Annotated in this window: 22 protein-coding genes; 10 read left to right on the plus strand and 12 right to left on the minus strand. The window is 64.3% G+C overall.

What is annotated here, in order from left to right:
* Nucleotides 1–54: 54 nt before the first annotated feature.
* Nucleotides 55–1,374, plus strand: a complete 1,320-nt coding sequence (locus C7401_RS33010) for a tryptophan leader peptide (protein WP_112175881.1) — start codon at nt 55–57, stop codon at nt 1,372–1,374.
* 44 nt (nt 1,375–1,418) lie between these two features.
* Here the strand turns inward: C7401_RS33010 and C7401_RS33015 are convergent, their stop codons facing one another.
* From C7401_RS33015 to C7401_RS33030, 4 genes are all read right to left on the minus strand, one after another.
* Nucleotides 1,419–2,180: an ABC transporter permease gene (locus C7401_RS33015; protein ID WP_112175883.1), complete on the minus strand. Its 762-nt coding sequence runs from the start codon at nt 2,178–2,180 to the stop codon at nt 1,419–1,421.
* A gap of 7 nt (nt 2,181–2,187) precedes the next feature.
* Nucleotides 2,188–3,168: an ABC transporter ATP-binding protein gene (locus C7401_RS33020; RefSeq protein WP_112175885.1), complete on the minus strand. Its 981-nt coding sequence runs from the start codon at nt 3,166–3,168 to the stop codon at nt 2,188–2,190.
* A 155-nt stretch (nt 3,169–3,323) separates the two neighbouring features.
* Nucleotides 3,324–4,460, minus strand: coding sequence for an NADH:flavin oxidoreductase (locus tag C7401_RS33025; RefSeq protein ID WP_112175887.1), 1,137 nt, complete (start codon nt 4,458–4,460; stop codon nt 3,324–3,326).
* 203 nt (nt 4,461–4,663) lie between these two features.
* Nucleotides 4,664–5,995, minus strand: coding sequence for an MFS transporter (locus tag C7401_RS33030; protein ID WP_112175889.1), 1,332 nt, complete (start codon nt 5,993–5,995; stop codon nt 4,664–4,666).
* Between the two features lie 113 nt (nt 5,996–6,108).
* Here C7401_RS33030 and C7401_RS33035 point away from each other — a divergent pair, with 113 nt between their 5' ends.
* Genes C7401_RS33035 through C7401_RS33045 form a run of 3 tightly spaced genes read left to right on the plus strand, consistent with a single transcriptional unit; the run spans nt 6,109 to nt 9,894 of the window.
* The gene (locus C7401_RS33035; protein ID WP_112175891.1) at nt 6,109–7,455 is read left to right on the plus strand and encodes an FAD-dependent oxidoreductase; all 1,347 of its coding nucleotides are present in this window, start codon (nt 6,109–6,111) and stop codon (nt 7,453–7,455) included.
* A 31-nt stretch (nt 7,456–7,486) separates the two neighbouring features.
* Nucleotides 7,487–9,166 carry a dihydroxy-acid dehydratase gene (ilvD, locus tag C7401_RS33040; protein WP_181565758.1) on the plus strand — a complete coding sequence of 560 codons (1,680 nt, stop codon included), beginning with the start codon at nt 7,487–7,489 and terminating at the stop codon, nt 9,164–9,166.
* Between the two features lie 50 nt (nt 9,167–9,216).
* Nucleotides 9,217–9,894, plus strand: coding sequence for a GntR family transcriptional regulator (locus C7401_RS33045; RefSeq protein WP_112175892.1), 678 nt, complete (start codon nt 9,217–9,219; stop codon nt 9,892–9,894).
* Between the two features lie 48 nt (nt 9,895–9,942).
* Here C7401_RS33045 and C7401_RS33050 read toward each other — a convergent pair whose 3' ends face one another.
* From C7401_RS33050 to C7401_RS33060, 3 genes are all read right to left on the minus strand, one after another.
* A complete protein-coding gene (locus tag C7401_RS33050) occupies nt 9,943–11,220 on the minus strand; it encodes an SUMF1/EgtB/PvdO family nonheme iron enzyme (RefSeq protein WP_112175894.1) in 1,278 nt (425 codons plus the stop codon).
* Nucleotides 11,221–11,373: 153 nt separating this feature from the next.
* Nucleotides 11,374–12,129 (minus strand): helix-turn-helix domain-containing protein, encoded by a 756-nt coding sequence (locus C7401_RS33055; RefSeq protein ID WP_112175896.1) that lies wholly within the window; start codon nt 12,127–12,129, stop codon nt 11,374–11,376.
* Between the two features lie 182 nt (nt 12,130–12,311).
* Entirely contained in the window at nt 12,312–12,785 is a 474-nt protein-coding gene (locus tag C7401_RS33060; protein WP_112175897.1) for a universal stress protein, read from the minus strand.
* 363 nt (nt 12,786–13,148) lie between these two features.
* Here C7401_RS33060 and C7401_RS33065 point away from each other — a divergent pair, with 363 nt between their 5' ends.
* Nucleotides 13,149–14,708, plus strand: coding sequence for an MFS transporter (locus C7401_RS33065; protein WP_112176014.1), 1,560 nt, complete (start codon nt 13,149–13,151; stop codon nt 14,706–14,708).
* A gap of 147 nt (nt 14,709–14,855) precedes the next feature.
* Here C7401_RS33065 and C7401_RS33070 read toward each other — a convergent pair whose 3' ends face one another.
* On the minus strand, nt 14,856–15,446 hold the full coding sequence (locus tag C7401_RS33070; RefSeq protein ID WP_112175899.1) for an acyl-homoserine-lactone synthase: 591 nt from the start codon (nt 15,444–15,446) through the stop codon (nt 14,856–14,858).
* A gap of 168 nt (nt 15,447–15,614) precedes the next feature.
* Between C7401_RS33070 and C7401_RS33075 the strand changes: the two genes are divergently transcribed.
* On the plus strand, nt 15,615–15,932 hold the full coding sequence (locus C7401_RS33075) for a helix-turn-helix domain-containing protein (protein ID WP_165842086.1): 318 nt from the start codon (nt 15,615–15,617) through the stop codon (nt 15,930–15,932).
* Here C7401_RS33075 and C7401_RS33080 read toward each other — a convergent pair.
* Both C7401_RS33080 and C7401_RS33085 read right to left on the minus strand, forming a co-directional pair.
* Nucleotides 15,916–16,620 carry a helix-turn-helix transcriptional regulator gene (locus tag C7401_RS33080; protein ID WP_112175901.1) on the minus strand — a complete coding sequence of 235 codons (705 nt, stop codon included), beginning with the start codon at nt 16,618–16,620 and terminating at the stop codon, nt 15,916–15,918. The two genes, C7401_RS33075 and C7401_RS33080, sit on opposite strands and share 17 nt — an antisense overlap.
* 548 nt (nt 16,621–17,168) lie before the next feature.
* The gene (locus tag C7401_RS33085; RefSeq protein WP_112175903.1) at nt 17,169–17,627 is read right to left on the minus strand and encodes a DUF3005 domain-containing protein; all 459 of its coding nucleotides are present in this window, start codon (nt 17,625–17,627) and stop codon (nt 17,169–17,171) included.
* A 296-nt stretch (nt 17,628–17,923) separates the two neighbouring features.
* Here C7401_RS33085 and C7401_RS33090 point away from each other — a divergent pair, with 296 nt between their 5' ends.
* Both C7401_RS33090 and epsC read left to right on the plus strand, forming a co-directional pair.
* Nucleotides 17,924–18,157, plus strand: a complete 234-nt coding sequence (locus C7401_RS33090; protein WP_112175905.1) for a hypothetical protein — start codon at nt 17,924–17,926, stop codon at nt 18,155–18,157.
* Between the two features lie 165 nt (nt 18,158–18,322).
* Nucleotides 18,323–19,246: a serine O-acetyltransferase EpsC gene (epsC, locus tag C7401_RS33095; RefSeq protein ID WP_112175907.1), complete on the plus strand. Its 924-nt coding sequence runs from the start codon at nt 18,323–18,325 to the stop codon at nt 19,244–19,246.
* A 72-nt stretch (nt 19,247–19,318) separates the two neighbouring features.
* Here the strand turns inward: epsC and folE are convergent, their stop codons facing one another.
* Nucleotides 19,319–19,981 carry a GTP cyclohydrolase I FolE gene (gene folE / locus C7401_RS33100; protein ID WP_224039431.1) on the minus strand — a complete coding sequence of 221 codons (663 nt, stop codon included), beginning with the start codon at nt 19,979–19,981 and terminating at the stop codon, nt 19,319–19,321.
* Nucleotides 19,982–20,103: 122 nt separating this feature from the next.
* On the minus strand, nt 20,104–21,027 hold the full coding sequence (locus tag C7401_RS33105) for a LysR family transcriptional regulator (RefSeq protein WP_112176020.1): 924 nt from the start codon (nt 21,025–21,027) through the stop codon (nt 20,104–20,106).
* Nucleotides 21,028–21,371: 344 nt separating this feature from the next.
* Between C7401_RS33105 and C7401_RS33110 the strand changes: the two genes are divergently transcribed.
* Nucleotides 21,372–22,079, plus strand: coding sequence for a 3-oxoacid CoA-transferase subunit A (locus C7401_RS33110; RefSeq protein ID WP_112175909.1), 708 nt, complete (start codon nt 21,372–21,374; stop codon nt 22,077–22,079).
* Nucleotides 22,080–22,096: 17 nt separating this feature from the next.
* The gene (locus C7401_RS33115; protein WP_112175910.1) at nt 22,097–22,756 is read left to right on the plus strand and encodes a 3-oxoacid CoA-transferase subunit B; all 660 of its coding nucleotides are present in this window, start codon (nt 22,097–22,099) and stop codon (nt 22,754–22,756) included.
* The last annotated feature ends 77 nt before the right edge of the window (nt 22,757–22,833 follow it).

Genomic DNA, 22,833 nt, shown 5'->3' on the forward strand with positions numbered 1-22,833 from the left:
AGTATCCCTCGCAGCGCGTAGCGCCGTTACGCTTGCTCTCTTGCGAGGGACAGAATGGACTGGAGGTTCTGGAAGACGGAAAAGCGCCCCGAGGAGGCGCGCAACTGGCCCACCGATACGCATGAATCGATACGGCAACTCCTCGCCATGTATCAGAATGTGGGAGCCGCGCCGTTTGCAAACTGGGCCGCACCCGGCATTGCTTTCACGCCCGAGGTCGAAGCGATCGCCCAAAACGGGGTCAAGGGCTACCAGCTCGCGCTCTGGTTCTGGCTGTTCGCCGAGAAGCACGGCACCATCGCCGCGCGCATGGCGCGCGAAACATTCTGCCTGCTTGCCGATGCGGCCCAGCCCGCGTCGGGCGACGCCATCGACGCGCTTCTCGACACGGAAAACCGCCTGGCGCGCTCGGTCGAGGCGATTTCGGCCGAACAGCGCACCTTCAGGCAGGAGGGCCTGCTGGTGGAGCTGCCCATGGAATTCTTTCTGGCCACAGGCACGCTCAGGTTCAGGCCCGACTCACCTTACGCGGGCAGCGCAGACGCCTCCCTGCAAGGCAATGACTACAAGCTGGCGGACTGCTTTCGCCACGCCACGGACGAGGCGTTGTCTCTTTTCCGGCCGATGATAGAGGCGGTCGAATTCAACGCGAAATCGCTGCCCAACTGGAAATGGAGCGTGCGGCCGGGCGCGGCCGAACGCCATCTCCAGCGGCGTTACAACAATCCGCTGTTCCCGCTGCATCGGCAGATGGTGACGGCGCACGACGTTCATGAAGCGCGCCTTGCCGACAATCAGGCGCTTCAGGATGTGCGCAACGAACTCAACGAGGTGAGCCGCGCGTTCTTCGAAAAGCCGGAGCTGCCGTTGAACTGGCTGCCGTACCTCGAAGGCTATCGGGATCATCTGGACAGGCTCGATGAACGCCGACTCGCGGCAGGCGGGCAGAACGCCGCGCTCGGAGACGCCATGGCGGCGCTGCGCGCCGATATCCTGGCGACGTGGCGCGGCGAGATCCAGAACAGCCGGCAGAGCCTCGCCACGCTCGACCAGGACGAAACGCGAAGGGCCGAACGTCGCACGCTGCTGTACGGATGCGACTGGACCGCTCAACTGCTCAGTCATGGCTCCCTGATACCGCCGGAGGAAGTCGTTCCCGCCTTGCTGAGCGAATCGCCGGCCGAGCTGGAGAAGGCGGTGGCCGGCTTGCAGGCGGAACCGCGCTTGCACGAGATGCTGGCGCACTGCCGGGCTGCCGCTCATCGGCTCGTGAGCGAGCTTCGCGCGGCAGGCCACAGCGCGCCCGATATGGCCGAGAAGCTTCAGATCCTGGAGCGCACCCAGGGCGGTGCGTTGGGGCAGCCGCAGGCCTGACGCGAGTGACTGGCATGCGGCTTATGACCCGCTTCAGGCCCGCTTCAGGTCTTCAGGCGGTAACCGGTCTTGAAGATCCAGGCGGTGATGCCGAGGAACAGGGCGAGAAAGGCGGCCGTCATGCCGAGGCTCACGCCGACGTTTACGTCTGCGAGCCCGTAGAAGCTCCAGCGAAAACCGCTGATGAGGTAGACGATCGGGTTGAACAGCGTGATCACGCGCCACGCAGGCGGCAGCATGTCGATCGAGTAGAAGCTGCCGCCAAGGAACGTGAGCGGCGTGATGATGAGGAGCGGCACGATTTGCAGCTTCTCGAAGTTGTCCGCCCAGATGCCGATGATGAAGCCGAGCAGGCTGAACGTGATGGCCGTGAGCAGCAGGAACAGCACCATCCATAACGGATGCTGGATCTGGATCGGCACGAACAGCGCCGCCGTCGCGAGGATGATGACCCCGAGCAGCACCGACTTGGTCGCCGCCGCGCCGACATAGCTGATGACGATTTCGAAGTAGGACACGGGCGCCGACAGCAGTTCGTAGATCGTGCCCGTGAAGCGCGGAAAGTAGATGCCGAATGACGCGTTCGAGATGCTTTGCGAGAGCAGCGACAGCATGATCAGGCCGGGCACGATGAACGCGCCGTAGCTCACGCCGTTCACCTCCTGGATGCGCGAACCGATCGCGGAGCCGAACACGATGAAGTAGAGCGAAGTCGAGATCACCGGCGCGACGATGCTCTGCATCAGCGTGCGCCGCGTGCGCGCCATTTCGAAGCGGTAGATGGCGCGAATTGCGTAGACGTTCATCGGTTGCTCACCTGTCCTTTCCGTTTTCCGCGACCGACGGCGCGGCTGATCGCGCAGCGGCTGCCGGGTCTTTGCTGACGAGACTCACGAAGATGTCCTCAAGCGAACTCTGCTTCGTTTGCAGGTCGCTGAAGCCAATGCCGGCCTCGCTCAGGCTCTTGAGCAGCGCGATGATGTCGTTGCGTTCGTTTTCGGCGTCGTAGGTGTAGGTCAGCTCGGCGCCGCCGTCGGCCAGTTCCAGGCGCCAGTTGTCGAGCGCCGCCGGAATCGCGCTCAACGGCGTTTCGAGTTGCAACGTCAACTGCTTGCGGCCGAGCTTGCGCATGAGCGCGTCCTTGTGCTCGACGAGCATGATTTCGCCCGCGTTGATGACGCCGATGCGGTCGGCCATTTCTTCCGCTTCGTCGATGTAGTGCGTCGTCAGGATGATCGTCACCCCGTTTGCCTTGAGCCCGCGCACGAGTTCCCACATGTCGCGGCGCAACTCTACGTCCACGCCCGCGGTCGGCTCGTCCAGAAACAGGACCTGCGGTTCGTGCGCGAGCGCCTTCGCGATCAGCACGCGGCGCTTCATGCCGCCGGACAAGGTGATGATCTTGTTGTTGCGCTTCTCCCACAGCGAGAGGTCGCGCAGCACGCGTTCGACATAGGCGGGGTTGGTGGGCTTCCCGAACAGGCCGCGGCTGAACGAGACGGTGGCCCAGACCGTTTCGAACGCGTCCGTTGTCAGTTCCTGAGGCACGAGGCCGATCAGCGAGCGCGCGGCGCGATAGTCGGTGACGATATCGTGACCGGCCACGCGCACACTGCCTTCGCTCGCGTTGACGATGCCGCAGATGATGCTGATCAGCGTGGTCTTGCCGGCGCCATTCGGGCCCAGCAGCGCGAAAATCTCGCCGCGCTGGATGTCCAGGTTGATGCGCGTGAGCGCGCGGAATCCCGATGCATAGACTTTCGAGAGATTCTCGACGGATAGGATCGTTTGCATGTGCGTGACATTACCAGAAACGGGGGCAAGGCAGGGGGCGGCCTCTCAGAGGCAGGGATGGGCGCGTGTCGATGGGGGATCGACGGCCGGCAGACGCGAGGGCGGCCGTGTTCGACCCTGTGGTGAGGGTCGGGCCGCCGCTCGGGGGGGATCGACTAGCTCAGCGTGGCGAAGGCCGCGGGCGTGAAATCGGCAATCGTATCCACGCGATTATTGCGAATCTTGTCCAGCCACGCAGGGTCCTGAAGCAACGGACGGCCGACTGCGACCAGGTCGAATTCGTCGCGTTCCAGTCGCGCCAGCATGTCGTCCAGCGAAGTCGCTTGCGCGTTCTTGCCCGCCATCGACTCGTAGACGTCACCGATCAGGCCAACGGAGCCCACCGTGATGGCGGTGACGCCGGTGAGCTTCTTCGCCCAGCCCGCCAGATTCAATTGCGCATCGAACTCGGGGAAGGCCGCTTGCGAGAATCGCTGTTGGGAGAGATGGAACGCATCCGCACCGGCATCGACGAGCGCGCCGAGCCACGTTTCGAGCACTTGAGGCGTGGGCGCGAGGCGCGCATTGAAATCCTTGGGCTTCCATTGCGACAGGCGAAGCATGACGGGGAAGCCGGGGCTCACCACGGCGCGAATCGCTTGCAGGATCTCGATCGCAAAGCGCGAGCGATCGAGCAGTGTCGAACCGCCATAGTGGTCGCTGCGCTGATTCAAATCTTCGGAGAAAAACTGGTTGATCAGGTAGTTGTGCGCACCGTGCAATTCAATACCGTCGAAACCGATTCTTTCGGCGTCGGCCGCCGCGCGCGCGAAGGCGTCGATGGTCGCCGCCACCTCGGCATCGCTCATCGGGCGGCCTGCCGGCTGGCCCGTCAAGGCAAGACCCGAAGGACTCTCGTAGGGCGCGGGTGGCGTCCAGTCGGCACCCAGCATCGAGCGTTTCTGCCCCACGTGTATCAGTTGCGGCGCGATACGTCCGCCCGCCGCGTGGACCTCGTCGACGATCGTTTTCCAGCTTGCCAGCGCCGCCTCACCATGAAGCTGCGGCATGTCCGGCTCGTTGCGCGCGGCAGGGCGGCCGATGCCCGCGGCCTCCGTGATGATGAGACCCACGCCGTGCTCGGCGCGGCGGCGGTAATAGGCGGCCGTTTCGGCGGTGGGCACGCCGGCCGGCGACAAGGACCGTGTCATCGGCGCCATGACCACGCGGTTCGGCAAATCGAGTGTATTCAGACGATAAGGACGAAATAGAACGTCCAGGTTGGGCTGTGTCGTTTTCGTGCCTGCTGCCATTCGGTATTCTCCGTGATGATCGAGCCCGTCGATCTGTTTCGCTGCGAGTTCGGGCTCGAAGCCATTGGCCTGAAACGAATGGTATACGCTGGCTATCCACGGTCAATTACGCACCGCGAAGTGCGTAGGTATACTCGAGGATACCGGCATGGCACGTGAAACCGGCACCGTGCTCTTTGCGCACGGCGCCTTCCATGGCTCGGCTAGCCAGGCGTCGCCTGCCGGATCGCTCCGGATTCCGGGTTATTCGGACTCCTGATTCTGCTCGCCGCGAAAATGCCGGCAACCACGCAGAACGCGATGAAGTACCAGCCGTTCGTGTAGTTCTTGTGGCCGAGTGCATCCACGGTAACCAGCGCGGCGAAAATCTTGGCCGAGAACGCCGCCACGAAATAACCGGCGCCGTTCACGAATCCCATTGCCTTGCCGTACACCTCGGGCGAGAAAATCTCGGCGGGAAGCGCAAGGAACGGCCCCCATGCCATATTGCCGAAGAAGCCCATGCCGCAGAGCGCAACGGCGAGCAGCGCGTGGCTCGCATGCTGGAGCGTGCCGAGCATCACGACGAACGGCGCAAGACCGATAAAGCACACGAGAATCATGATCTTGCGGTTGCCGTTGAATACCTTGTCCGACATATACGACGAAATGAAACTGCCGATCGCGCCCGCCGCGAAATAAAGGCCGCTCCACCAGCCCATGGTTTGCAGCTTGAATCCGAAAGCGTCGGAGAGATAAAGCGGAATCCAGGTCAGCGCGCCATAAAGCGTGATCTGCATGACGATATCGACGAACACCACCGCCACATACGTCTGGTTCTTGAACAGATCGAGAAAGCGAACGCCGCCGTTCTTGAGGATCACGCTTTGCGCCTGCGCGTATTGACCGCGTTTCAGGGTGCCCGCCTCGATTTCGTCGCGATACGCGTACTCCAGATCGGCCTCGGTCGCATGCCGGTATTGCTCGGGGCGATCGAACACGAGCAGCACGATCATGAGCAGCGGCACGACGCCCAGCGCTCCAGTCACGAAGAACACAATGCGCCAGCTATTGGCGTGAGCGGCGAATTGCGTGGCCAGCACGCTCGCCCATGCGGGCGTGAGAATCCAGGCCCATGCGAGCAGCGATTGCGCGCGGGCGCGGCCTTCCTTGTTGAACCAGCGCATCAGCACGCGCGCGGACGGCACGTATTCGGTGCCGACCAGTACGCCGAAGATGGCCATTCGCCACAAGTATTCCTCTCGCGTCTGGATCAGGCCCATGAACATCGTCATGACCGACCATGCGATCACCGAAAAGATCAGCATTTTCTTCGCGCCGAAGCGGTCGGTGAGCAGCCCCGACACGTATTGCGAAGGTCCGTAGAACAGCAGCATCAGGAATGCGCCCGTACCGATGTCGGCCGTGCTGAGCCCGAGGTCGTGGGCGATGGCGGGGTTGAGCACGCTGCTTTTCACGCGATCGAGGTACTGGATGCTGTACGCGACGAATAGAACGATCGCGATGATCCAGCGGTAGGCCACGCGTTGCTTCATCTGAGTCTCCTGGTTGAACCGGCGTTGTATCTTTCTAGTATGTCAGCGGTATGTTGACAGAGTATCGTCCGTATATATAAAGTGTCAACCACGGATTTCGACGTGGAGGGGACATGAATCAGGGTGGAATCGCGGTCGTGGACGACCGCGCAATGGAAACGCTGGAGGCCGACGTGTTCGTGGCGGGCGGCGGTGCGGCGGGCCTCGCGGCGGCCGTGACCGCCGCGAGGCAGGGCTTGCGCGTGGTGCTTGCCGAGCGCTACGGGTTCTGCGGCGGCGGCGCCGTGGCCGGACTGTCGGGCACGGTTTGCGGGCTTTACGAGGCGACCGATTCCGGGGTGGGGCCGAATCAGGTCGTGCATGGTTTCGTCGATGACTTCATCGCGCGGATGAATGCGCGCAACGGCCTGGGCGCGCCGGTCAAATACGGCAAGACGTGGACGCTCGTGCACGACCCGCTGGTATGGCGCGAAGTCGCCGACGGCATGCTGCGGGAGGCGGGCGTCACCGTCATCTACCACGCGCTCGTCACGGAGGTGCTCAAGGAGGGCGAAGCGATTCGCGGCGCGCAGCTCTATACGAAGCAGGGCAAGGTGCGCGTGCTCGCGCCCGTGACGATCGACGCGAGCGGCGACGCCGATCTCGTGACGATGGCGGGGTGGCGCACCGTTGTCGGCGACCACGGCCGCGTGCAGAACCCGACGATGATCTTCCGGCTCGGGGGTGTGGACGTCGCAAGATTTCTCGCCGCGCATGGCGAGGACACCATCATGCCGCCCGCCGTTTCCGCGCAGATCGCGCAGGCGAACGAAGCGGGCTACCGCTTGCCGCGCGCCAAGATCTGGATGTTCCCGACGCCGCAGCCCAACGAGTTGTTGTGCAACTGCACGCGCGTGACGGGCGCCGACGGCCGCGAGCTCAATCCCGTGATTCACCGCGATTTCACCGAGGCGGAATTCGAAGGCCGCCGCCAGGTGCGCGACTATGCGCGCTTTTTCCGCGAACATCTGAGCGGCTGCGAAGCGAGCTTCGTGATCGATACCGGCATGCAGGTGGGCGTGCGGCAAACGCGTCAGGCGGCGGGCGTGAGCACGCTGCGCAATGCGGATATTCTCGCGGGCAGCAAGTTTCGCGACGGCATCGCGCGATCGCCGTGGCCCATCGAACTGCATAGCGGCAGCAAGCCGCGCGTGGAGTGGCTGCTCAACGACTACTACGAGGTTCCGTTCGGCTGCTTCGTGCCGGAGGCGGGCGAGAACCTGCTCGTGGCCGGACGCTGCCTGTCCGCCGAGCACGAGGCGGTGGCTTCGGCGCGCGTGACCGCCCAGTGCTTTTCGTACGGCCACGCCATTGGCCATGCCGCGACGCTCGCGGTGAAGGAACGTATCGACGTGCGCCGTATCGACGGCGCCGATGTCCGCCTGCAACTGAATCGCGACGGCGCCCGACTCGATAATTAAGTGATACTTGAGTCATAACTAAGGATTCCAGATGAACAAGCCGAAACTTCGCAGCCAATTCACGCCGGGCACCACGCGCTGGGCCGTGCGCCGCGCGCAGTGGCTCGCCATGGGCCTCTCCGAAGAGGACTTCGACAAGCCGAAGATCGCGATCGTCAATTCGTCGAGCAAACTTTCGGTCTGCTACCAGCATCTCGACGGCGTCTCGCAGGTCGTGCAGGACGCCGTGCGCGCCGCAGGCGGCGTGCCGCTCGAAATCCGCACGGTAGCACCCTCGGACTTCGTGACGAGCGCGGGCAAGCAGGGCCGCTATCTGATGCCCACGCGCGATCTGCTCGTCAACGACGTCGAAGTGCAGGTCGAAGGCGCCGAGCTCGACGGCATGGTGCTGCTCGCGTCGTGCGACAAGACCACGCCCGCGCAGTTGATGGCGGCGGGACGCCTGAACGTGCCCTCGCTCATCGTGACGTGCGGCTTTCAGCTCGGCTCGCAATGCGGCGACCATCACGTGGACATCGAGGAGGTCTACAAGTCGGTGGGCGCGTACAAGGCGCGCATGATCACGCTCGAAACGCTCACCGACATGACGTGCCACGCGATCAAGGGCCCCGGCGTGTGCGCGGGCCTGGCCACGGCCAACTCCATGCATTGCATGGCCGAAGCGCTTGGCATGGCGCTCACGGGCAACGCGCCGATCCGCGCCGGCAGCGACGAACTCAACGGCTACGCGGCGCGCGCGGGCGAGGCGATCATGGCGCTCGTCGAACAGGATCTGCGGCCCCGCCAGATCATGACGGCCGCCGCGTTTCGCAACGCCGTGCGCACGGCGGTTGCGATCGGCGCATCGGTCAACGTGATGCGCCACCTGATCGCGGCGGCGATCGAGAGCGAATGCGACGTTGACATCATCCGCGAATTCGAACTTGCCGCCGATATCGTTCCGCAGATCACGCAGGTGCGCCCGAACGGCCCGGACCGCATCGAGGACTTCGCGGCGGCGGGCGGTTGCGCGGGGGCGATGACGCAACTCGCCAGCGTGCTCGACACGTCGGTGCTGACCGTCACGGGCAAGACGCTCGCCGACAATCTTGCCGGCCGGCCCGCGCCGGACGAGCGCGTGATTGCGCCGCTCACGCAACCCATGCGCGCGGAGCCGGGCCTCGTCGTCATTCGCGGCAACGTCGCGCCCGACGGCGCGGTCGTCAAGCTCTCGGCGGTGCCGGCCAGCGTGCGGCGCTTCATCGGCCCGGCAATCGTGTTCGAAAACGAAAACGACGCGATCAACGCGATCGAGCAAGGTAAAATCGCACGAGGCTCGGTCGTCGTGCTGCGCATGCTCGGTCCGAAGGGCGGCCCCGGCACGGTGTTCGCCGCGAGCTTCATGGCGGCGCTGGTGGGTGCGGGGCTTGGCGAGTACGTCGCGGTCGTGACCGACGGCGAACTGTCCGGGTTGAACAGCGGCATCACGATCGGTCAGGTCATGCCCGAAGCGGCCGAAGGCGGCCCGCTCGCGGCGATCGAGGCCGGCGACACGATCGTGATCGACCTGAACCGCAAAACGATCGATCTGGAGTTGCCGCAGGCGCAGCTTGAGGAACGGATCGCCCGATTGCCTGCGCTCCCGCCCACGCACGAGAAGGGCTGGCTCGCGATGTACCGGCAACTGGTGCAGCCGCTTTCGAAGGGCGCCGTGCTGGGCGAACGAGGCTGAGCGTGCTTGAATGAGCAAGCACTGCCGAATGTAATTGACTGGATGTAGCTATGAATGGACCCAATCCGCTTCCTTCTCCCGATGCTTCGGCAGAGCAGACGCTTGCCGATCAGGCTTACTCGCAGATCGAGGAGCGGATTGCCACGTTGAGCCTGCGTCCGGGGCAGATCGTGTCCGAGAACGGCTTGTCGAAGCTGCTCGGACTCGGCCGCACGCCGGTGCGCGAAGCATTGCAGCAGCTTTCGCGCGAAGGTCTCGTCGTCATCATGCCGAAGCTCGGCATCATGGTCTCGGAAATCGACGTGCGCAAGCAGTTGCGCCTGCTCGAAGTGCGCCGCGAGGTCGAGCGCTTGCTGGTGGGCGCGGCGGCGAAGAATGCCACGCCCGCCCAGCGAACGCAGTTCGGATTGCTGGCCGACCTCATGACGACGGCCGGGAAGGCGAACGAAGGCGTGGAGTTCCTCGCCTACGACCGGCAATTCAACAAGCTCCTGCTCGATAGCGCCAACAACGAGTACGGCACGTCCACCATGAAGCTGATGTACGGGTTGTCGCGCCGCTTCTGGTACGCGCACTATCAGCGCTTCGCCAATCTCGCCCAAACGGCGTCGCTTCACGCCGACATCGCGACCGCGATCGCCGCGGGCAACGTCGAAGCGGCGAGAGACGGGCTGGACAACCTGATCGACAACGTCGAAATGTTTACCCGCGCCACGCTGGAGGCGTGAGATGCCTCGCGCGCGCCGGGTTCTCCGCCCGGCGCGCGCCTGATCCGCTCAATCCCGAACGCAGCGAAAGCCCGCATAAACATACTGGTAGCGCGGTTGAAACCAGTTGCGAAACGTCGGCCGCAACATGCATTGCGCCGTGCGCGGCGAGCCGCCTTTCATTGCGTAGTGCTGGCCGTCGAAAAAGTTGGCCGAATAGCCTTCGTAGAACGGGAAGGCCTTGAACCCCGGCAGCGGTGCGAAAAGCGTCGAAGTCCATTCCCAGCCGTTGCCGTACAGTCCCTCGACACCCCAGGTGCTGGCGCTGTCCGGCGTCGCGTCCACGGCCACCGGGTTCCAGTCGCGGAAGTCGAAGTTGTCGGTCAGGCCCGGCAGCGCGCCGTGTGCCGCGCGCTGCCATTGCGCCTCGCTCGGCAGTTTCGCGCCGCGCCAGCGCGCAAAGGCGCTCGCTTCGGCATGGCTCACATACACGGGCCAGGCAAGCGGCAGCGGGATGTCGTCGAACATCGTGCGCAGTCGCCAGCCCACGGCGTCGCGCGACCAGAAAACGGGGTGCGCGACCTGTGTGCTGTCCTTCCATGCCCAGTCGGCGTCGTTCCAGAGGTCGCGCCTGCGGTAGCCGCCGTCCTCCACGAACTCGAGAAACGCGCCGTTCGTGACCATGTAGCGGTCAATCTCGAACGCGGGCACGTCCACCTGCTGCTCGCCGAATTCGTTGTCCCAGCCGAACACGCCGCGCTCGGCGGTCATGCCGAGTTCCGTGCGGCCCGCGGGCACCGGCACCATGCCGGGCTCGACGGCGTAAAGGTGATCGGCGTGCATGCGTGGCGCGTCGGGCGCGCGCTTCTGCGCGAACGGCAGCTGATGGAGCATGTAGGCGAGCGTCTCGACGTGCATCAGGCGATGCTCGATGGCGACGTTCAGCAATTGGCCCGCCGTGTCGTGATTCGGCGTGTCGGGCGGCAGGTCGAGGGCCGCGAGCCGCTCGTCGATGTGGTCGCGCACCTCGCGTCCGTACCCGTGGACTTCCGCGAGCGCGGGCCAGTCGGCGGGCATGTCGGTCGGCAACCCGCCATCCACGGGATCGATGCCGAATGCGAACAACTGGTCGAGGCGCTGATCGGGCGAGGGCAGATCGAACAGGCGCTTGTCGAAGAGGTTACGGTCGAACGCCTCCAGATGGCCGATATAGAACACGATGCGGTGACGCTCGCGAATCGGCCGCTCGTACAGGAACTCGGGCTTGACGACGTCGAAAAGCGCGTCGCTCGCGGCGCGCGCCTGGGCGAGGCGAGCGGCGAGCGTGGGTTGTTGCGGGAGAGGCATTTCGGCGATTCTCCTTGCCAGGGCGTAATACGAAACTCTATCCCTGCGCAGGAGTTGTGCCAACGGAAAAGCCGCGCTGGCGAGGCGCGGCTTGTGTGGGGCCTGGGGGCGCTGCTGCGGGCGGACCCGGCGGCCAGCCGGGGGGCGCCCGGATTACAGGTGGCGCAGACCTTCGAGGTCGATGATACGGATCAGCTTGCCCTGTGCGTCGATCAGGCCGCGCTTTTGAAATCTTGACAGGGTACGGCTTACCGTTTCGAGCGTCATGCCAAGATAGCTGCCCATGTCCTCACGCGTCATGCGCAGGTTGAATTCCGCGTGTGAATAGCCGCGCTGGCCGTTGCGTTCGGAAACGTCGAGCAGGAAGGCGGCCACGCGCTCGTCGGCGGAGAGCGAACCGAGCACCATCATTTGCGACGACTCGCGAATGAGCTGTTCGCTCATGAGGCGGTGCAGCCGGTCCTGCATGGCGCCGGTTTCGCGGCACATGTGCTTGAGCGCCGAGTAGGGAATGATGCAGACCGAGCTGTCTTCGAGCGCGATGGCGCTGCACGTGTGAGCGCCGGTGCTGATGCCGTCGAGGCCGAGCGGGTCGCCCGCGAGCCGCAGGCCGGTGACCTGCTCGCGGCCGTCACGGTGCGCCATGACGGTCTTGAGCGAGCCCGAGCGCGCGACGTAGAGGTTGTCGAACGGGTCGCCGGCGCGGTACACGGCCTCGCCGCGCCGCACGCTGCGCGCGGAGCAGATCAGCGCTTCGAGTTTGGGCAGATCGTCGAGCGTGAGGCCCTGCGGCATGCACAGGTGACGCATGGCGCAGACCGAACAGCGTGTGGTCGTGCGCGGCGTCGCCACGGGCGTACGGCTGCTGCGGCGCACGGTGGAGTGGGAAACGACAGTAGGGTTCAGCATCGACAATGCTCCTTTGATCTGTGTCTAAGCATTGTCTACCGGGGTCGAATCTCGAATTGGTGGCAAAGTGACGCGCTTTCGAGATGAAGAGTGTTGAGCCTTGTCAGAAGCCGCTTGCGCGGCGTCTGACGGAGCGCAAGCGACTTTTCAATAACACGCAAAAATGGCGTGTCGTCGAGGCCTTACTCCGGGCTGTTTTCTGCGGCATTGCCGGCTGCGGAGGGGATCAGCAGCACGGGGAGGGCGGATTGCCGTACGCAGCGTTCGGCGACACTGCCGAGGATGAGGCGCTGGAAGCCGCGGCGCCCGTGCGTGCCCATCACGATCAGGTCGGCGCCTTCGGACTTCGCGGCGTTGAGCACGAGCGTCGGGACGTCGTCGAGCGAGGAGGCCTCGCCCGTGAGCATGGCGCCCTGGACGCCGCGCTCGCTCATCGCCTTGTTCATCTCTTCGGCGAGTTCGTTGCCCTGCGCGATCATCTGGTTGCGCAGGATCGACGGATCGTAGCCCGGCGCGTCGAAGTACATGGGCGTGTTCTCGATCACGTAGTACGGCTGGAGCGTCGAGCCCATTGCCTTCGCCAGATCGAGCGCGGCGGCGAAAGCGCGGCGCGACGTTGCACTGCCGTCGACGGCGACAAGGATGCGTTTGTACATAAGACCTCCTCTTCAAGTGGGATCGAGATTCGCGCGGCCTCTGGTTATGTCTTGCCGGGCCGCGTGCGGCATGTATGTGACTGGCGAGAAGCTTAATGGATCGCGAGTGAATATGCAGTCGGACTGTATGAAAGATGGAAGGAGTCGAAGGGAAGATCAAGGGGCTGCGTCGGAATATCGCGTAGTCCTTTCCGGCGCCCGGCTTCTCAGCCGCACTTTCGCCGGCGTTTTCGCCGATTTTTTCGTTTGGTTGCGCCCACACCGTCATCCCGCTATCGTTGCGTCTTTTTCGCCCCTCGCAGTCGCCCCCCTCCCGTGAAACCTTCCTCCGCCAATCTGCCGTTTCGCGACGCGCTGCTGGCCATGCTCGGCATCGGCCTCGTCAACATGCTCGTCGCGCTCGATCAGACCGTCGTCAGCACCGCCTTGCCTTCGATCGTCGCCGAACTGCACGGCTTCGAGTTTTACGCCTGGATCGCCAGCGCCTACCTGCTGGCCTCGGTCGTGACGGTGCCCGTGTTCGGCCGGCTTGGCGACTACTTCGGGCGCAAGCGCTTCGTGATCGCCGCGGTCATCGTGTTCACGGTGGCTTCCGTGCTCTGCGGGCTCGCGACCGACATGCGCTTTCTCGCGGTGGCGCGCGCGCTGCAAGGGGTGGGCGGCGGCATGATGGTGGGCACGGCGTTTGCCTCGATCCCCGATCTCTTTCCGGACCCGCGCGCGCGCGTGCGCTGGCAGGTCGTGATGGCCGCCGCCTACGGCATCGGCACGGCGGCGGGGCCGTCGCTGGGCGGCTGGCTCAGCGAGCATTTCGGCTGGCGCTCGACCTTTCTCGTCAATTTGCCTGTCGGCGCGCTTGCACTTTATTTCATCTGGGCGCACCTGCCGCGCTACCAGCCCGCGCGGACCGGCGAGGTTCGCATCGACTGGACCGGCGCCGCACTCGTCGCGCTGGTGCTGGGCGGCTTCCAGACCTTCATCGAGGCGGTGCCGAAGGACGGCCTGACCACCGGCAACCTGGTGCTCGCCGGGGCCGTGCTGGTCGGTGCCGTCGCGCTGCTGGTGTGCGAGCGGCGCGCGACGCACCCGATGATCCCGCTCGATCTGTTCCGCGACCGGCAACTCGTCACGCTGTTTATGCTCTCGACGCTGTCCGGCTTCGTGATGTTTTCGCTGATCTTCTTCGCGCCGCTCCTGCTACAGGGCGGCTTCGGGCTGTCACCCCAGGAGGCCGGCCTGCTCGCCACGCCCATCGCGGCGTGCATCGCGCTCGGCAGCCTCATCAACACGCGTATCGTGATCCGGCTGCGCAAGCCCACGATGATTCTGACGGTGGGCTTTAGCCTGCTGGTGGCGGCTTCGACAGGCCTCGCCTTCGCGTCCCGCAACACGGACCACCTGTGGCTCGAACTGGCGATGTCGGCGGTGGGCATCGGGCTCGGGTTCATCCTGAACAATCTCAATGTATTCGGCCAGGAGATCGCCGGGCGCGAGCGCTTCGGCATCACGACCGCCTTGCTGCAATCCACGCGCATGGTGGGCGGCATGCTCGGCACCAGTATCGTCGCGACCATCGTCAACCATCGCTATGCCGCCGGTGTCGGCGACGCGCTGGCGGTGCTCGGCGCGCCTTTGCAGGAGCGCTGGCGTCCCCAACTCGCCGACCCCCGCGTGCTGATCGACCCGGCGCTGCGCGACGGCCTCGTCGCGCAGATGAAGGCGGCGGGGCTGGACGGCGCCGCGCTGATCGATGCGGTGCGCCACGTGCTGGTCGACTCGATTCACCTGGGCATCGGCCTGACGGGTTGCGCGGCGCTCGCGGCGGCGCTGTGCGTGGGGCGCATTTCCCATATTCGCTTCGGCCGCAGCGCCGCGACGCCGAAAAGCGACGAGCCAAAAGCGGAAGAAGCCAAGGCCGACTAAGGGGCGGCGGCCGGCAAGTCACCTTTTTAGGTTGAATTTGTTAGACAACTTAAGGCCTGGCTGGCTGCCGCGCAATGGTTCGCCCGGCCGGCGATTGTCTTCCTTCGACTGCCTTCGGGCCGTCCTCAGTCTGCCGTCATGCCGCCTTCATGCCGCGTGCGCCATGGGCCCGAACAGCGCCGTGTGGGTCTGCTGGCTCATCGCGATTTCCAGCGCGACGGCGTTCTCCACGCCAATGCGCATCGGCGCACCCAGGCGCGTCATCTCGATGCCCGTGCGTCGCAGCAGGCGCTCCATCGGCGTCGTGGTCACCGTCACGTAGCTGTTGATGCCCGCGCGGTCGGCGTACGTCACGACGGCGCGCATCGCGCTCAAGGTCAGGTCGGCGAAGCCAAACGACTGGTCGTTGCCCGACTCAATGGCGAAGCGGCTCAGCTCCCAGATGTTGCGGGCCGTGGGCGCGGCCTTGCCCTGGAGCAGTTGCGGGAAGGTGTCGCGCAACATGTTCGGGCCTTCGGTGGGCATCAGGCGCCAGCAGCCGCGTACCTGGCCGCCGCCGTCCTGAATCAGCATGTAATGGGGCCCGAGCGCGTCGTAACCGTCGATTTCCATGCCGGCAATGGTGGGGATGTCCCAGCCGAGGCGGTCGCGGAACACCCGCGCGCGTAGCCGGTACATCTCGTTGATGTCCTCGTTGTCGAAGTCCTGTCTCAGACCGATCCGTATCGCAGCTTGCATGACAACTCTCCCGATTTGTGTGGAAGCGCGGCAGTACGGTTCGAAAGCTATGCGTTATGAATATAAAAAAACACCTATCTAGATAGGTAGGTGCGCAGAGAGGGTGTCTTAAGGAGAATCACTTCGGCGGCAGTCACTCATCAGGCATATCTGACAGCGAGAGTCATCATGGAACTTATGGAAAATCAATGGCACTCGGGTGCGAGTACCATTTCGTCTTCCGGGGATCTGTCTTCGGTCATCGACCGCGTCCTGATCATTGCTTACCGGAAGAAGAAGAAGGAGAGCCAGCGCCGCTTCTGGGCGCGCTTTGGCGTAACGCAGTCGCGCGGCAGCCGGTTCGAGTCGGGCGCGGAGATTCCGCCGCCGGTGTCGATCCTGCTCGGGCTGTATTTCAACAAGACGATTTCGGACGGGGATCTTGGCCGCGCCGAGCGCGTGCTGCGCCGTCCCGATGCACCGATGGTGTTTAGCCCGGGTCTATAAGACCCATCTGGGTTGCGATCACGGCTGCCGCTCGCCGTGAATTCACGCCGAACTTCCCGCGAATGTTCTTCATGTGGAAGTTCACGACGGCTTCCGAGCAATTCAGGATGTGAGAAATTTCCCAAGTGGACTTGCCGAGGGCGGTCCACTTGAGGCATTCCTTTTCGCGCGGCGTGAGCTTCGGGATCAGCGACTGGACGTGGTCGGTCAGATGCCGGTGGCTCGTGTCGAGCACCAGATCGCGCAGCAGAACGAGATTCGGCAGCGCGCGGTTCACATCGTCCCAGAACCCGTCGCTCGGGCTCGCGTCGTTGACGAAGCACAGCATGCCCACTTCCTGGCGCGGCCCGTGAATCGGCAACGTAATGCCGGCGCGCAACCCGTACGCGCGGGCCTCCTCATACATCGACTGCTGCTGCTCGGTCGCGAACAACTCCGGCGACCAGATGAGCGGCGACGAACGCGTTGTGCAGTGCGTCACGGTTGGGTCGAAGTAGGCCATGCCGTGGTCGTTGTACGTCTGACGCCACGCGGCCGAATAGTTCGTGCGAATGAACGCGTCTTCGAGCCTCATGCCCGGGCGCGGCAGGATAGCCAGCATGAGCTGGCTGAATCCCCACGAACTGGCGAGCTTCGTCACCGCGTCGAACCACGCGGCCTCTTCGGGCGCGTCGAGCACGGGCGACATCTGCTCTATGAAATGTAGAGGCACGTTCAACACTCTCCATCAGCGCTGGGCGAGATCCGGGGGCAAAACCCTGTGATATCCGCTCCTCGCTTCTTATGATGTAAGAATTTATCACTAAATCCCGCTTTGATAGCGCCAGGTTCGCAATCCGATGGATTGGCTGGGGCTATTTCTGTCAGATTTGACCGACAGTGAAGAGAAGTTCAGCAGACCCTGAACAGGAGTGCAGGTCGAGGGAGCGCCAATTTCGTTCTGCGTCACCCAGCAGTAATAAAGCCGCGCTCTATTTCAAAAGCGGAAAAAACACCCGGCACGCCAGCGAATATGACCGTCGATTTATCGGCTTTCGATTTTCCACGCGGCTTTTCATTTCGCTTTTATAGGCATTCGACTGAATACCGTTTGATTCCGACAGATTGACATGATTTGGCCGGAATAATCGGAAGCGGACCCGTGCTAAAACGGCCGGAGCGCAGGGCGAGGGCGCTTGCGCGCCCATCGCCGGATGCCGTCCCTCGCTTCGCGCGCACCGATGCGCCGTACGCGATTCAGGGCTTGCGCTGCAACTCGATCACGCGCGTGGGGCGCATGTGGTTGAGCGCAAAGTGGAGGCGCCCCGGGCTGCGCCGCACGCCAGGCTCGCGCGCATCGGCGAACTGGCTCTCGAAGTCGTAGGGCTCCTCGGGCGCGGTCATGCCTTTGTCGACCGCCTCGAAGCCCGACTGGAGCGCGAACGGCAGCCTGTGCCCGCTCGTGCGGCTGTCGAAGCCCGCCAGTCCGTCATTGGCTTCGGCCACGCTGTTCACGAGCGTCGCGTTGGATGTCGTCACCTCGTCGGGGCTGATGTAGCCGTCGCCGGCGAGGCGCGCTGCCTCGCGGTTCTTGCCATCGGTGTCGACCGAACTGTCGTGCGTGCGGTCGTTGTGGAGTTCGGCGCTGCGCGGCCGGGCGTGCGGCGCGCTGACGTCGCCTGCGCCGGCTTTGGGCATGTCCTCGGTACGATTCATGATGCTTCCTCCTTGGAAGACCAGGTATCGATAAATCAGCAAGCGCCGTTCCGGTACGGCGCCGCGACCCTTGAATCGGGTTGAAAAGCAAGCCGGTTCGCCAGGAGAACGCCTCCAGCGATTTTGCATTTTTTTCTTTGGATCGGCCTTTTTCCCAGGAGTATGATCCTCTTTCAACGAGTTGGCGCGCTTTCGATTAATGGGCCGGGCGAGGGCCCACGCTGCGGCTTTGCCGCGCGATCCTGAATGCACGCGCCACAAAAAACGGACGAGGCAGTCAGGGGCGGGTGACACACATGCACTTCGACGCTGCATTTACGCATCGCGGCTACTTGCTGAATTGCGCCCCGGCGCGCGCCGGTGACGGGATGTATCAACCTTATGTCGTGATTTCGCGATCGAGCGATGGTGAACTCGTCGCCAACCGGTTTTTCCCCGCCGATCTGCGCTTTGCCGACGAAGGGGCCGCCATCGCCCATGCCCGCGACTGGGCTGTGCGATGGATCGACGCGAGCACGGTCACGCTTTGACGGGCCCGCCGGGCCCGCCTGATTTTCCGCCCTCCCAAACCTGCATAAAACTGCATCCCACGCCGGGGCCGGCACCACGGGCGCCTCGGCGAACTCGCCCAAAACGCGGTAATCTCTGGGGTCGAACCATTCCTTCGCGGACCGTGCGTCCGCTGCCGCATCACCATGTCCAATGCTGCTTCCCCCGATTGGGGTCTCGAACAGATCGTCGCCGATCTGCGTGCGTCACGTGAAGAGCGGCACCGCACCCGCCATCCTCTCGGCATTCGCGAATTGCCTTCGCGCGACGCGGTCGTCAACATCGTGGCCGGCCTGCGCGCCGCGCTCTTTCCCACACATTACGGCGCGCCCGACCTGACCGACGAGAGCATCGACTACTACGTCGGTCATACCCTCGACAGCACCTTGCGATTGCTCGGGGAGCAGATTCGCCGCGCTTTGCGCTTCCTGCCCGAAAGCGCAAAGCTGAGCGATGACGCGCTGCGCACGCGCGCCTTCGAAGTCGCGCGCGAGTTCGGGCGGCAGTTGCCCGGCATTCGCGCGCTGCTCGTGAGCGACATTCAGGCGGCGTTCACCGGCGACCCGGCCGCGCAACACATCACCGAAATCCTGCTGTGCTATCCGGGCGTGTGGGCCATGACGCATCATCGGCTCGCCCATGCCTTGCATCGCCTCGGCGTGCCGCTGCTCGCGCGCTTCATCAACGAGATCGCCCATTCGGCAACGGGCATCGACATCCACCCCGGCGCGCAGATCGGTTCGAGCTTCTTCATCGATCACGGCACGGGCGTGGTGATCGGCGAAACGGCGATTATCGGCGAGCGCGTGCGCGTGTATCAGGCGGTCACGCTCGGCGCGAAGAGTTTCGCGGCCGATCTCGACGGAACGCTCGTGAAGGGCAATGCGCGCCACCCGATCGTCGAGGACGACGTGGTGATCTACGCGGGCGCGACCATTCTCGGCCGCGTGACGATCGGCCGTGGCTCGGTGATCGGCGGGAATGTGTGGCTCACGCACAGCGTGCCGCCGGGCAGCAGCGTGCGCCAGGGCAAGATTCGCGAGATCGAGCGCGGCGACGAGAGCACGTGAAGTCTCTCACATAACGAACGCGACACGGGGTAACGGGGCGTACTGCCCCGTTCATCGCGCGCGACCGACGTCTCAGGTGTTCGCGACGCTCATCGCACCCGGATTGCCCACGATGGCGAGAAACTCGCGGCGCGTGGAGGGGTCGGTGCGGAAGGTGCCGAGCATGCGCGACGTGACCATCGACACACCCGCCTTGTGCACGCCGCGCGTGGACATGCATTGATGCGCCGCTTCGAGTATCACGCCCACGCCCTTCGGTTGCAGCACCTCGTTGAGCGTGTCGGCGATCTGCGCGGTCATCTTCTCCTGAATCTGCAAGCGCTTTGCGAAGGCGTCGACGAGGCGCGCGAGCTTCGAAATCCCCACCACCCGATGCTCGGGCAGATACGCCACGTGCGCGCGCCCGATGATGGGCACCATGTGATGCTCGCAGTAGCTCTCGAAGCGGATGTCCTTCAGCACGATCATTTCGTCGTAGCCGTCCACCTCGGAGAAGGTGCGCGAGAGGATGTCGCGCGGATCGACGTCATAGCCCGCGAAGAACTCTTCATAGGCGCGCACGACGCGCGCGGGCGTATCGATCAGTCCTTCGCGCGAGGGGTCGTCGCCGGCCCAGCGTAGCAGCACGCGCACGGCGTCCTCGGCTTCATCGCGTGAGGGGCGCGACGCGCGTACGTCCTGGCTCGTCTGGCTTTTGCGCTGCTTCGCTTTTCCCGCTTTTTTTATTTCGCTCATGCATGGGCTCCGGTCATGTGGCAGGGCGCCGCCGGGGCGCGCACCACGAACGCGCATTGTTTCATGTTTTGTCGCGCCACGCGCAGCGCCGCCGTTGCGTGGGCAATTGTCTGCGTCGCGGGTTACTTCGGCCACTCGTCCATGGCGTCGTTGAAGAGTTCCGCCACCACGCCGCGCAGCCACTCGCCGCGCGGCGTGTTGTGATACTTGCGATGCCAGTGCTGCTTGAGGTCGAAGCGCGGCAACGCCAGCGGCGGCTCGACGAGTGTGATCGACGCATGCTCCGACACATAGGCGAAGCCGATTGCATGCGGCACGGTCGCGATGAGGTCGGAGCGCGTGAGAATGAACGGCAGGCTCATGAAGTGAGGCGTTTCGAGCACGGCGCGCCGGCGCATACGCCTTTTCTCCAGATACTGCTCCAGCACCTCCTGGCTGCGCCCCTCGGCGCGCACGACGGCGTGGCCCATGGCGAGGAACTGCTCCGTAGTCATGGTTTTGCCCGCGAGCGGATGGCCGCTGCGCATCATGCAGATGAAGCGGTGCGTGAAGAGGCGCTGCTGAAAGAAGTTGTTGCCGCCCAGGTCGGGAAAATAGCCGACCGCGAGATCGATATCGCCCGATTCGAGCCCGCGTTCGACCTGGCTTGGCGGCAGCGACACCGAGCGCAGGTTCGCGTTCGGCGCGCGCTCGGCGAACACCTGCAAGAGACGCGGCAGAAAGACGATTTCACCGACATCAGAAAGCGCGATGGAAAAGGTGTGCGTGCTCGTGGCGGGATCGAAGTCCTGCGCCTGCAACATGCCTTTCTCGATATGCACCAGCGCGTCGCGCGCGGCGGGAATCAGGCCGAGCGCCCGCGGCGTCGGCTCCATGCCGCGCGAGGTGCGCACGAACAGCGGATCGCCGAAAAATTCGCGCAGCTTGCCAAGCGCCGTACTCACGCGCGGCTGGCTCACGCCGAGGCGCTCGGCGGCGCGGCTCACGTTGCGCGTTTCCTCCATGGCCACGAGATAGGGGATGAGATTGAGATCGAGCTCTTGCATGAAGCGGCGCACAGGGAGGGCGTGGAGGTGAACTATGCCGAATTCAGATAAAGACTAGTCGATCAATTGAAAATCCGGATATTGGGGTATGTGCCCACGGCCGCGCCTGGCTTGAAAGAGCGGCAGGAAAGTGCGCCCGCGTGCAAACCGCGCGGCACCCGCGCCAACATGAAGTAGATTGCTTGTATTGGCAAACCCGTGGGTAGACCCGCCTTGACAAGCCCGTGAATACACTCCGATAATGCGCTGGACGTTCGCTAAACGAATCAGTGTTCGTATATAGAACTTTTTCGCGATTGAGTGGCGTGGACCTTCCGCGATGCGCATCGCTTTCAGGAACAGGCATGATCAACAAGATTTTCGACTCGCTTCAAGCCGCCGTGGCCGATGTGCATGACGGCGCCACGGTCATGATCGGCGGCTTCGGCACGGCCGGTATGCCCGCCGAACTGATCGACGCGCTCATCGAGCAGGGCGCGCGCGACCTCACGATCGTCAACAACAACGCAGGCAATGGCGACACCGGCCTGGCCGCGCTGCTCAAGGCGAAGCGCGTGCGCAAGATCATCTGCTCGTTCCCGCGCCAGACCGACTCTTATGTGTTCGACGCGCTCTACCGCGCCGGAGAAATCGAGCTCGAACTCGTGCCGCAGGGCAATCTGGCCGAGCGCATCCGCGCCGCGGGCGCCGGCATCGGCGGCTTCTTCACGCCCACGGGCTACGGCACGAAGCTGGCCGAAGGTAAGGAAACGCGCCTGATCGACGGCCGCCAGTACGTGCTCGAAGCGCCGCTGCACGCCGACTTCGCGCTCGTCAAGGCGTACAAGGGCGACCGCTGGGGCAATCTCGTGTATCGCAAGACGGCGCGCAACTTCGGCCCGATCATGGCGAGCGCGGCGAAGGTCGCCATCGCGCAGGTTTCGGAAGTTGTCGAACTCGGTCAGCTCGATCCGGAAAACATCGTGACGCCCGGCATTTTCGTGCAACGCGTCGTGGAAGTGCCGCAAGCGGCCCATCAAGCCCATACGCAGCAAAGCGGCCAGGCAGCCTGAAGGAACGGAGAGAGGCAATGAAACGACTGAATCGCGACGAAATGGCCCAGCGCGTGGCCGCGGACATTCCCGAAGGCGCGTATGTGAATCTCGGCATCGGCGTGCCGACGCTGGTGGCCAATCACCTCGATCCCAGCAAGGAAATCTTCCTGCACAGCGAGAACGGCCTGCTCGGCATGGGCCCGGCGCCCGCGCCCGGCCAGGAAGACGATGAACTCATCAACGCAGGCAAGCAGCACGTCACGCTGCTCACCGGCGGCGCGTTCTTCCATCACGCGGATTCGTTCGCGATGATGCGCGGCGGCCACCTCGACTACTGCGTGCTCGGCGCGTTCCAGGTGTCGGTCAAGGGCGACCTCGCGAACTGGCACACCGGCGCGCCTGACGCGATTCCGGCCGTGGGCGGCGCGATGGACCTCGCGCTCGGCGCGAAGCAGGTGTTCGTCATGATGGAACTGCTCACGAAGCAGGGCGAAAGCAAGCTCGTGAGCGAATGCTCTTACCCGGTCACGGGCGTGGGCTGCGTGGGCCGCATCTATACGGACCTCGCCGCGTTCGACGTCACGCCCGAAGGCCTCGCCGTGCGCGAGATCTACTCGGACATCGACTTCGACGCGCTCCAGAAGCTCGCGGGCGTGCCGCTGATCGACGCGACGCAAAACCGCAGCGCGGCGTAAGCTGTCTGCCTGCGTGCGCATCAAGCGTACGGTCGTGGCGCGGCAACCGACGGCATTCGCCTGCGGTTGCCGCGCCC

The organism is Paraburkholderia unamae (assembly GCF_003268775.1).
GTDB lineage: Bacteria > Pseudomonadota > Gammaproteobacteria > Burkholderiales > Burkholderiaceae > Paraburkholderia > Paraburkholderia unamae.